This is a genomic window from Musicola paradisiaca NCPPB 2511 (assembly GCF_000400505.1).
GTDB classification, from domain to species: Bacteria; Pseudomonadota; Gammaproteobacteria; order Enterobacterales; family Enterobacteriaceae; genus Musicola; species Musicola paradisiaca.
Map to the genome: position 1 here is coordinate 459129 of NZ_CM001857.1, position 9803 is coordinate 468931.

A 9803-nucleotide genomic window follows, 5' to 3' on the forward strand; every position below is an offset into this window, starting at 1 on the left:
ATGACTTTACAGGCTTTCGAAACATTACCAAGTTCTTCGGCCAGATTCAGTAAACCCGCTTTGTGTTTGATGACAGGATTGTTAGTATGCAACATGAGAGTTACCTCTAGTGTTTTGTATAAGGATTCGACACCCATATCAAAACCGGTAACTCTCACTCTTTCAAGCTGATATGTCAGATCTGGTCGCGACTAATGCAAATAATCACTGTTGTATTTATTTCGGTTGTTGCTTCAATAAGTCTCTTATTTCTGTAAGCAGTTTCTCTTCCGCACTGGTTTTTGGCGGGGTATCCAGTTTTTCATTCTCGCCGCGGCGCAGCTTATTCATTAATTTGATCGCAATGAAAATAGCAAAAGCAACAATGATGAAATCAAAGACGTTCTGAATAAATGAGCCATAGTTCATGATGACTGCAGGTATATTCCCTTGAGCCTCACGTAACACCCAATGAAATTGTTTGAAATCTATCCCGCCTATCAGCAAGCCTAAGGGAGGCATGATGATATCCGATACCAATGATGAAACAATTTTTCCAAATGCGGCGCCGATGATTACCCCAACGGCAAGATCAACAACGTTGCCACGCATAGCAAATTCGCGGAATTCTTTGATAATACTCATCTGATTTCTCCTGATGGCAATAATAATTATTTTAATAGCCGGTTGAAAAATTGCTATCAATAGGGAAATTTTGGTAAATGCCCTATAACTTCAAAGGAAGAATGGACTGGGCTGGAATAGTCGTTCAACGTCGGAGACGTATTTTTTATCGGTCAGGAACATGACGACATGATCGCCTTGTTCGATCTGCGTATTGCGATTTGCAATAATCACATCTTCGCCGCGAACAATCGCCCCAATAATAGTGCCAGGCGGTAGTTTGATGTCTTCGATCATGCGGCCTACCACTTTAGATGTTCCTTCATCACCATGAGCAATGGCTTCAATAGCTTCAGCGACACCTCTTCTCAGTGATGAGACGTTCACGATATCTGCTTTTCTGACATGGCTGAGTAGTGCCGAAATAGTGGCCTGCTGTGGCGATATGGCAACGTCGATGGCTCCCCCTTGCACCAGATCTACATAAGCACGACGTTGTATGAGCACCATGACTTTTTTGGCCCCCATTCGCTTAGCCAACATGGCAGACATAATATTCGCTTCGTCGTCATTAGTTATAGCGATGAATACATCGATTTGCTCAATGTGCTCTTGCGCCAATAATTCCTGATCGGAGGCATCGCCATGGAATACGATAGTATTTTGTAAACGTTCGGCCAGATCTGCAGCGCGTTGTGGATCTCGCTCGATCAGCTTGATGCTGTAATCTTTTTCCAGTTTTAGCGCCAGCCCTGAACCAACATTTCCTCCGCCGACGATCATGATGCGCTTATAGGGTTTTTCAAGACGTTGCATTTCGCTCATTACCGCCCGGATATGCTGTGATGCGGCAACAAAAAAGACCTCATCACCCGCTTCAATCACTGTGGAACCCTGCGGCCGAATCGGTCGATCATGCCTGAAGATTGCCGCGACGCGGGTTTCGATATGCGGCATGTGCTCGCGCATAGTTGCAATAGCATTTCCAACTAGTGGACCGCCGTAATAAGCATTAACTGCGGCGATGCTGACTTTTCCCTGGGCAAAATTTACAACTTGCAGAGCGCCGGGGTATTCAATGAGTTTATAAATATTATCAATGACTAATTGTTCAGGTGAGATCAGATGATCGACAGGCACTGCTTCGGTATGAAACAAATGTTCTTCTTCGCGGATATATTCGGCCGAACGTATACGTGCAATACGGTTGGGCGTGTTAAAGAGCGAATAGGCAATCTGGCAGGCAATCATATTCGTTTCATCTGAATTGGTTACTGCAATCAGCATGTCCGCATCTTCGGCGCCGGCTTCGCGCAGAATGCGCGGATGAGAGGCATAACCGGTGACGACACGGAGATCGAATTTATCCTGAAGCTGACGCAGACGCGCCGTATTGGTGTCAACGACGGTAATATCGTTATTCTCACCAGATAGATTTTCTGCCAGAGTTCCGCCGACCTGACCAGCACCAAGAATAATTATTTTCATCGTTGTCTCTGCCGTATGGGATCACCTGCGTCTGACGCAGGTGTTGCATTAATGTTCGATTTTTATCAGTTTTGCGTAGAAGAAACCATCACCATCCTGCGGTGAAGGCAACTTCTGAACGCCTGGTTTTTCTGGTGAACCGGTTTCTCTTAGTACAGCATCAGCGTGGCGTTGCAGGAATGAAATAATTTGTTGTTGGTTTTCTTCCGGTAATATGGAACAGGTTGCATAGACCAAGGTTCCACCGATTTTCAGGCGAGGCCAGATAGCGTCAAGAATTTCTCGCTGAAGATTTGCCAGTTCGACGATATCACTGTCTCGACGTAACCATTTGATATCGGGATGGCGTCGAATCACTCCGGTCGCAGAGCATGGCGCATCAAGTAGGATGCGATCGAACTGGCTGTCGCCGCACCATTCTTCCGGTACTCGTCCATCTCCCTGCCGCACGTCCGCATGCTGGCGTAGACGCTGAAGATTTTCCTTCACTCTGGCAAGCCGATGCTCGTCTACGTCAACGGCGAGGACTCGCGCTTTGGGCGCAATTTCCAGGATGTGGGTGGTTTTCCCCCCAGGAGCGGCGCAGAGATCGAGAATATCTTCATTGTTTTGTGGATCAAGCCAATAAGCGCAGCCTTGGGCTGATGCATCCTGAACCGTGATCCATCCTTGCTCGAAACCCGGCAGAGAAGTGACTGGGGAGGGCGTGTCCAGCTTGATGGCATCTTGATAATCGGGATGCTTCGATGCCGGGATCCCCTGTTCCTGCAATAGAGCAATATAGCCATCCCGTTCGTTGTGCTGGCGATTGACCCGTAACCACATCGGAGGATGTTGGTTATTTGCGTCGATAATATCCTGCCATGTCTCCGGATAGGCTTTTTTTAATCTGGTCAGCAACCATTCGGGATGAGCATGGAGGGCGGAAGTCTTCTGCATCTTCTGTACCAGTTCTTCCTGTTGACGTTGAAACTGGCGCAGGACACCGTTGATCAATCCTTTGAGCTGTGGGCGTTTCAGTGCTGTTGCGCCTTCTACGGTTTCAGCCAATGTCGCGTGTGGGGGAATACGGGTATATAAGAGTTGATAAAGCCCGACCATCAACAAGTAATGCAGCACTCTCTGTTTGCCTGTCAGCGGTTTCGCCATCAACTGACCGATGCACCAATCAAGCTGAGGCAATACGCGCAATACCCCAAAGCAAAGCTCCTGCAGTAAAGCGCGATCCTTTTCCGCAATGTCTCGTTGAACGGCCGGAAGTGACTGACTGAGCGATTGCCCGTGATCCAGCACCTGAGCGATGACTGCTGCAGCGATACTGCGAAGATTATATTTGCTTTTCATGAGAATAAGAGTGGTGTGGGTGTATAGAGTGTGCCGATTTTATTATCGGCACAGGCAATATCAGGCCAATACCTTGCCTGATTCAAACCATTCCCGACGGGAGTTCAGTAGATCTTGCGCCGGCATTGCTTTCTTTCCTGATGGTTGCAACATCTGCATGTTCAGAACACCGTCAGTGGTTGCAACCTGTATGCCGTGCTTATTCGCATCAATGATGGTTCCGGGATGCTTGTTGTGCTTGATATCAAGCGCTTCAGCTTTCCATACTTTAAGCGGCTGATCATCAACTGTGAAATAGCTCATGGGCCAGGGATTGAACGCACGTATGCAACGTTCTAATTGTGCTGCGGAGAGCTGCCAGTCGAGCCGGGCTTCTTCTTTGCTGAGTTTCTCCGCATAGGTGGCAAGCGCATTGTTCTGAGGTTCTGGCTTGGTTTGAGCGGAAGCTAACTGCTCCAGAGTGATCAGTAATCCTTGCGGGCCCAACTCAGCCAGTTTGTCGTAGAGTGTTGCGCTGGTATCATCCGGCAGGATTGGGCACTCCATCTTGTAAAGCATATCCCCTGTATCCAGACCTGCATCCATCTGCATTATGGTAATACCGGTCTCTGCATCTCCGGCCCAGAGCGAACGCTGTATCGGTGCGGCGCCACGCCATTTGGGCAACAACGAACCGTGGACATTGATACACCCGAGTCTGGGTATATCCAATACGGTCTGGGGAAGAATCAGGCCATATGCCACGACGACCATGACATCGGCTTGTAGTGCGGCGATGAGCTGTTGATTTTCTTCCGGACGGAGTGACTTGGGCTGAAAAACAGGTATTCCCTTGCATTCTGCCAGCACTTTCACCGGGCTTGGCGTCAACTTGTTTCCTCGCCCTGCCGGTCTGTCCGGTTGGGTAAATACGCCAACAATTTCATGTCGTGATGTGAGCAGCGCGTCAAGATGACGCGCTGCAAAGTCAGGAGTTCCTGCAAAAATAATGCGTAAAGCCACGTGATTTTCCTGCCCGGAGTATAAGTTTGTTACTGTATCCGATTATTTTGTCTATCAAGTTTTTCCAGCTTCTGGCGGATACGCTGACGTTTTAGTGGCGACAAGTAATCCACAAACAGTTTGCCGACCAGGTGATCCATTTCATGCTGAATGCAAATAGCCAATAAACCGTCGGTTTCCAGCTCAAAAGGCTTGCCGTCCTTGTCTAATGCGCGGATTTTAACGCGCTCGGCGCGGGGAACTAATGCCCGGGTTTCCGGGATAGACAAACATCCTTCCTCAATCCCCGTATCACCGCTTTTTTCAAGCAATTCTGGATTGATCAAAACGAGGCGCTGATCTCGCTCCTCTGACACGTCAATCACGATGATCCGCTGATGAATATTGACCTGTGTCGCGGCCAACCCAATGCCTTCTTCTGCGTACATGGTGTCGAACATATCGTCCACGATGCGCTGAATGTCTGCATTAACTTCTTTTACGGGCTTTGCGGTTATGCGTAGCCGCTCGTCTGGGAAATGTAATACCTGCAAAACTGACATATATGTTGAGATCTGTATCCAAGTGGTGAAAAAGCTCTGATTTCTATTCTAGACATATCCAGTCCTGATTGACAGCATCAGCCTTCATTGGGCGCTTGGGAACGATACAGTATGACGGACACGGAAATCTGGTTGCGTGTGGCATCTATAAAGGGATTGAGCGCCCACAAAGTGGTTGGGCTGGTCAAACGAATAATGCGTGAACGAGATAGCGCCGTTGATTTTTTGCGAGCCAGCGGTTTGGATGACCGCCAGACAGCCCGTTTCATCGCTTTTGATCGTCGCCAGTCAGATGATGTCGAGCGCTGGCTGGAAGATTCTCATTGTCATTTTGTGACATACGGCTCAGAAAGTTATCCGCCTTTGTTGGCTTCGATAAGTTCTCCCCCTCCTTTTATTTTTGTACGCGGGGATGACTGCACCCTTTCTTCAGCCCAGATTGCGGTTGTCGGCAGTCGCGACAACAGTAACTACGGCGAACAGTGGGGACGATTTTTTTCCCGAGAATTAGCGGCTAATCGACTTATCATCACCAGTGGGCTTGCTGTCGGTATTGACGGAATAGCGCATCAGGCGGCGCTGGATGCCGGGGGAAAAACCATTGCTGTTCTCGGCAGCGGGTTGAGGCAAATCTACCCCAAGAAACATGCTGCGTTGGCGGACGCTATTGTAGAAAACGGCGGCGCCATTGTTTCCGAATTCCTGTTAAAAACGCCACCGATCGCGGCTAATTTCCCCAGAAGAAATAGAATAATTAGTGGGCTGTGCCTTGGCGTTCTGGTTATCGAGGCGTCAATGCGCAGTGGTTCGCTGGTAACGGCGCGTTATGCTTTGGAACAAAACCGGGATATTTTTGCGCTGCCGGGGCCGGTAGGAAATCCGATGACGGAAGGAACGCATTGGTTGATTCAACAAGGTGCCTATTTGGTGACTCATCCGAAAGATGTACTTGAGCAGCTTCATAATGGACTCCAATGGTTGCCAGATATTTCAAGCGAGAACGATGAGGAAATTATTTGCTCACCGGAGGCTGAACTGGAATTGCCATTTGCTGACGTGTTGGCTAACGTAGGGGACGAGGTTACACCCGTTGACGTTGTCGCTGAACGCGCCGGCCAACCTGTGCCAGAAGTAGTCAGTAAACTATTGGATCTGGAGTTAGCAGGGTGGATCGCAGCAGTACCCGGCGGCTATGTCCGAATAAGGAGGGCATGCCATGTTCGACGTACTCATGTACTTGTTTGAAACCTACATCCACAACGAAACTGAAATGCGAGTCGATCAGGATACGTTAACTGATGACCTCACCAAGGCTGGTTTTGATCGCGAAGATATTTATAGCGCGTTGGAGTGGTTGGAAAAGCTGGCTGATTTGCAGGATGGACAGGCCCCTTTAAATCTGGCGAACGATCCGCGTGCGCTACGTATTTATACTGCGGAAGAAGTACAGCGATTGGACACGGAATGTCGGGGTTTTTTGCTGTTTCTTGAGCAGATCCAGGTTTTGAATCTGGAAACTCGCGAGATGGTGATTGATCGGGTTATGGCGCTTGAGACGCTGGAGTTTGATCTTGAAGATCTGAAATGGGTTATCCTGATGGTCTTGTTTAATGTGCCTGGTTGCGAGAATGCTTACCAGCAAATGGAAGATCTTTTGTTTGAACCCAATGAAGGCTATCTGCAGTAATCGGCATTATCGGGGCAGCCATGATTAAGACGATGAGTTTTGCTGAGCGACAGCAGGATTGCCCCCAATGCGGCGCCGCTCTCGTTATCAGAAACGGTTCTCATGGCGCTTTTCTTGGGTGCTCGGCATATCCCGGATGCGACTATATCCGGCCGTTAAAGGCCTATGCCGATGGCCATATCGTGAAGGTGCTTGATGGACAGATTTGTCCAGAGTGCGGGGCGACTTTGGTGTTGCGGCAGGGGCGATATGGCATGTTCGTTGGGTGCGGCAATTATCCCGAATGTGATCACACTGAAATGATTGACCGGCCGGATGAAACGACTCTGACCTGTCCTCAATGTCGGAAAGGCCGTCTGTTGCAGCGAAAATCAAGGTATGGAAAAACCTTTCATTCCTGTGAACGATACCCGGAGTGTCAATTCACATTGAATTACAGACCTGTGGCTGGAGTATGTGAATACTGTCATTACCCGTTGCTGATAGAAAAAAAGACGGCACAGGGCGTTAAACGTTGCTGTGCCAGTAAATTGTGTGGAAAACCGGTGATGGTCTCAGAAAAGCATCAAGATGAGTGAATTAGTATCAAAACAGTTATCGGAGTTGTTAAAAAAACTTCGTGAAGAGCAGGTTATTGCTTATCCGACAGAGGCGGTATTTGGACTCGGTTGTGATCCTGACAGCGAAGTAGCTGTAAATCGTTTATTGCAGTTGAAACAGCGTCCGTGGGAAAAGGGGCTGATCCTGATCGCCGCCGACTTCGCGCAAGTGGAACCTTACATTGACGTCTCTGCGCTTTCATACATACAGCAGCAAAGGATGTTCTCAACATGGCCCGGTCCAGTAACCTGGGTAATTCCAGCAAAAGCACAGACGCCCAAATGGTTAACCGGGCAGTTTTCATCCCTGGCTGTTAGGGTTAGCGATCACCCTTTGGTAAAACAACTTTGTCTGGCGTTTGGAAAACCTTTAGTGTCGACAAGCGCCAATCTAAGTGGCGAGGCGCCGTGTCGCACGGCAGAGGATGTTCTTAGCCAGTTTGGTAAGAACTTCCCAGTGTTGTCGGGAAAAGTAGGAGGAAGGCTGAACCCGTCTGAAATTCGTGATGCTTTGACTGGTGCGCAATTGCGTCGGGGATAAGCGCAAATTCAAGAGGTTACGTGTGTCTGAATATCAATCTTTTGCTGTTTTCGGTAACCCTATCGCGCATAGCAAGTCTCCGCGTATTCATACGTTATTTGCAGAGCAGTCGGGTATTTTATTGAACTATGAACGGTTGCAAGCTCCCGTTGATGAGTTTGAGCTGTACCTCCATGCATATTTTCAATCTGGCGCAGCCGGAGCCAATATTACCGCACCATTTAAAGAACGTGCCTGCGTCGTGGTAGATTCTCTGAGTCCGCGAGCTGCCGAGGCATGTGCGGTTAATGTCGTAAAAAAAATGGCGGATGGTACATTATTTGGTGACAATACTGATGGTATCGGTCTGCTGAGTGACTTGCAGCAAAATGGGCTAATACAGCCTGGTGATCGGGTACTGCTGGTGGGGGCTGGTGGTGCCGCGCGTGGGGTGATCCAACCTTTGCTAGCTTATGGTTGTTCTTTGATTGTCACCAACAGAACACTCGATAAAGCAGAAATGCTGGCCAGTCATTTCAGTGAACAAGGAAACATACGCGCGTTGCCGCAATCATCGCTGACGAGCGAAATGTTCGATCTGATCATCAATGCAACCTCATCAGGTGTATACGGCAATATCCCCGATCTTCCCCCCTCGTTGATTAATGCTCATGTTCGCTGTTACGACATGTTTTATTTACCGGAACCGACTCCGTTTTTGCAATGGTGTACACAGCAGGGGGCGGATAAATGCGTTGATGGGCTAGGGATGCTGGTCTGGCAAGCAGCTCATGCATTTAACTTGTGGCATGGCGTCATGCCGCAGACTGAGCCTGTCATTCGACAACTGAAATTGGAATTTATGTCGTGAATCAGACGATTCATTTTCCCGATCGCGATGAATGGGATGAAGCGTCCGATTCCGTTATTTTTCCTGTGTTGATTAACGGTTTTCAAGCGCAGTGCGTTATGTATGCCAGCGGGCTAAAGGCACGTTATGGCGGGGAGTATGCGGAACAGTGGATTGCCTTGTTCCGCGAACACCGTTGGGAAATTGAAGAGTTGTTTGAGCGACAAATTCTAAATGAGCAGGATGATGAGACTGGCCGCTTCGTGGTTTATTGATTCAGATAGTTATCCTTCCAGAGTACATAATTGTCTGAAGAATAAATCAGCCCTTCCCGCTCTTCTTCTGTCAGTGGTCGGATTTTTTTAGCGGGACTACCGAGATATAAGTGACCTTTTTCCAGCGTTTTCCCTTGGGATACCAAACTTCCCGCGCCAATAATGACGTCATCTTCAATGATAACCCCGTCCAGTAAAATAGAACCCATGCCGACAAGCACTCGATTGCCAATAGTGCAGCCATGCAGCATCACCTTATGACCCACCGTGACGTCTTTTCCTATAATAAGCGGGTTCCCATTGGGATTTTTTTCTGAACGATGGGTGACGTGCAAGACGCTTCCATCCTGAATATTGCTACGCTCGCCGATACGGATAAAATTCACATCCCCTCTGATGACTACCAATGGCCAGATACTGACATCGTCCGCCAGTGCAACATCACCAATAATGATACTTGATGAGTCAACCATCACCCGTTCGCCTGTAATCGGTCTTTTTCCCTGAATTGAGCGAAATATGTCAGCCATTTTAAGCAACTCCATATCAGTACATGTAGAGGCGGATCGTATAAGGATCAGTTTTTCGTTCTGAAAATAGCCTTACCTGCGTAATAACTCAACGGATGGGTGGAAAAATGCGCGAATGGAAGAAAAGATCGAGAAAGTGGTTGTGCTGTCCGTTCGGATCCCTATAATGCGCTTCCACTGAGACGGCAACGGCGGAACGCCAGCGCGGTTCAGGACGGAGAAAGGCTAAAAAAAGTCGTTGACTCCGAATGAGGAAGGCGTAGTATACGCCACCTCGCGACAGCAGGCTGAGGCCGGTCGCAGCGCTCTTTAACAATTAATCAGACAATCTGTGTGGGCACTCGCAGGACACTTCGGAACGAA

Annotated in this window: 12 protein-coding genes; 6 read left to right on the plus strand and 6 right to left on the minus strand. The window is 48.6% G+C overall.

The features are described from left to right. Positions 1-216 precede the first annotated feature (216 nt). The 5 genes from mscL to def form a co-directional block, all read right to left on the minus strand. A complete protein-coding gene (gene mscL, locus DPA2511_RS02220; protein ID WP_012764066.1) occupies positions 217-624 on the minus strand; it encodes a large-conductance mechanosensitive channel protein MscL in 408 nt (135 codons plus the stop codon). A gap of 90 nt (positions 625-714) precedes the next feature. Further along, positions 715-2091 (minus strand): Trk system potassium transporter TrkA, encoded by a 1377-nt coding sequence (gene trkA, locus DPA2511_RS02225; protein ID WP_012764067.1) that lies wholly within the window; start codon positions 2089-2091, stop codon positions 715-717. A 48-nt stretch (positions 2092-2139) separates the two neighbouring features. Further along, on the minus strand, positions 2140-3435 hold the full coding sequence (gene rsmB / locus DPA2511_RS02230) for a 16S rRNA (cytosine(967)-C(5))-methyltransferase RsmB (RefSeq protein WP_012764068.1): 1296 nt from the start codon (positions 3433-3435) through the stop codon (positions 2140-2142). A gap of 60 nt (positions 3436-3495) precedes the next feature. After that, positions 3496-4437, minus strand: coding sequence for a methionyl-tRNA formyltransferase (fmt, locus tag DPA2511_RS02235; protein ID WP_012764069.1), 942 nt, complete (start codon positions 4435-4437; stop codon positions 3496-3498). Positions 4438-4466: 29 nt separating this feature from the next. Further along, a complete protein-coding gene (gene def / locus DPA2511_RS02240; protein WP_012764070.1) occupies positions 4467-4979 on the minus strand; it encodes a peptide deformylase in 513 nt (170 codons plus the stop codon). Positions 4980-5090: 111 nt separating this feature from the next. On the opposite strand from def, the gene dprA reads away from it, so the two are divergent. From dprA to DPA2511_RS02265, 6 genes are read left to right on the plus strand one after another with little or no spacing between them, the layout of a single operon-like run. Then, positions 5091-6224, plus strand: coding sequence for a DNA-protecting protein DprA (gene dprA, locus DPA2511_RS02245; protein WP_012764071.1), 1134 nt, complete (start codon positions 5091-5093; stop codon positions 6222-6224). Continuing rightward, the gene (locus DPA2511_RS02250; protein ID WP_012764072.1) at positions 6196-6666 is read left to right on the plus strand and encodes a DUF494 family protein; all 471 of its coding nucleotides are present in this window, start codon (positions 6196-6198) and stop codon (positions 6664-6666) included. Before dprA ends, DPA2511_RS02250 begins: the two co-directional genes overlap by 29 nt. A gap of 20 nt (positions 6667-6686) precedes the next feature. After that, complete coding sequence (locus DPA2511_RS22555; RefSeq protein ID WP_012764073.1) at positions 6687-7244, plus strand: DNA topoisomerase family protein; 558 nt, start codon at positions 6687-6689, stop codon at positions 7242-7244. Then, positions 7237-7806 (plus strand): L-threonylcarbamoyladenylate synthase type 1 TsaC, encoded by a 570-nt coding sequence (gene tsaC, locus DPA2511_RS02255; protein ID WP_012764074.1) that lies wholly within the window; start codon positions 7237-7239, stop codon positions 7804-7806. Before DPA2511_RS22555 ends, tsaC begins: the two co-directional genes overlap by 8 nt. A 22-nt stretch (positions 7807-7828) precedes the next feature. Then, positions 7829-8656, plus strand: coding sequence for a shikimate dehydrogenase (aroE, locus tag DPA2511_RS02260; RefSeq protein ID WP_012764075.1), 828 nt, complete (start codon positions 7829-7831; stop codon positions 8654-8656). Beyond that, a complete protein-coding gene (locus DPA2511_RS02265) occupies positions 8653-8910 on the plus strand; it encodes a DUF1488 family protein (protein WP_012764076.1) in 258 nt (85 codons plus the stop codon). Before aroE ends, DPA2511_RS02265 begins: the two co-directional genes overlap by 4 nt. On the opposite strand, the gene DPA2511_RS02270 is transcribed toward DPA2511_RS02265, so the two are convergent. Then, positions 8904-9440: a gamma carbonic anhydrase family protein gene (locus DPA2511_RS02270; RefSeq protein WP_012764077.1), complete on the minus strand. Its 537-nt coding sequence runs from the start codon at positions 9438-9440 to the stop codon at positions 8904-8906. The two genes, DPA2511_RS02265 and DPA2511_RS02270, sit on opposite strands and share 7 nt — an antisense overlap. Positions 9441-9803 lie beyond the last annotated feature (363 nt).

Bases quoted from the DNA above. Each gene is read 5' to 3' on its own strand.
- def (WP_012764070.1), bottom strand. From the start codon at position 4,979: ATGTCAGTTTTGCAGGTATTACATTTCCCAGACGAGCGGCTACGCATA.
- trkA (WP_012764067.1), bottom strand. From the start codon at position 2,091: ATGAAAATAATTATTCTTGGTGCTGGTCAGGTCGGCGGAACTCTGGCA.
- mscL (WP_012764066.1), bottom strand. From the start codon at position 624: ATGAGTATTATCAAAGAATTCCGCGAATTTGCTATGCGTGGCAACGTT.
- DPA2511_RS02270 (WP_012764077.1), bottom strand. From the start codon at position 9,440: ATGGCTGACATATTTCGCTCAATTCAGGGAAAAAGACCGATTACAGGC.
- tsaC (WP_012764074.1), top strand. From the start codon at position 7,237: ATGAGTGAATTAGTATCAAAACAGTTATCGGAGTTGTTAAAAAAACTT.
- rsmB (WP_012764068.1), bottom strand. From the start codon at position 3,435: ATGAAAAGCAAATATAATCTTCGCAGTATCGCTGCAGCAGTCATCGCT.
- dprA (WP_012764071.1), top strand. From the start codon at position 5,091: ATGACGGACACGGAAATCTGGTTGCGTGTGGCATCTATAAAGGGATTG.
- DPA2511_RS02250 (WP_012764072.1), top strand. From the start codon at position 6,196: ATGTTCGACGTACTCATGTACTTGTTTGAAACCTACATCCACAACGAA.
- DPA2511_RS22555 (WP_012764073.1), top strand. From the start codon at position 6,687: ATGATTAAGACGATGAGTTTTGCTGAGCGACAGCAGGATTGCCCCCAA.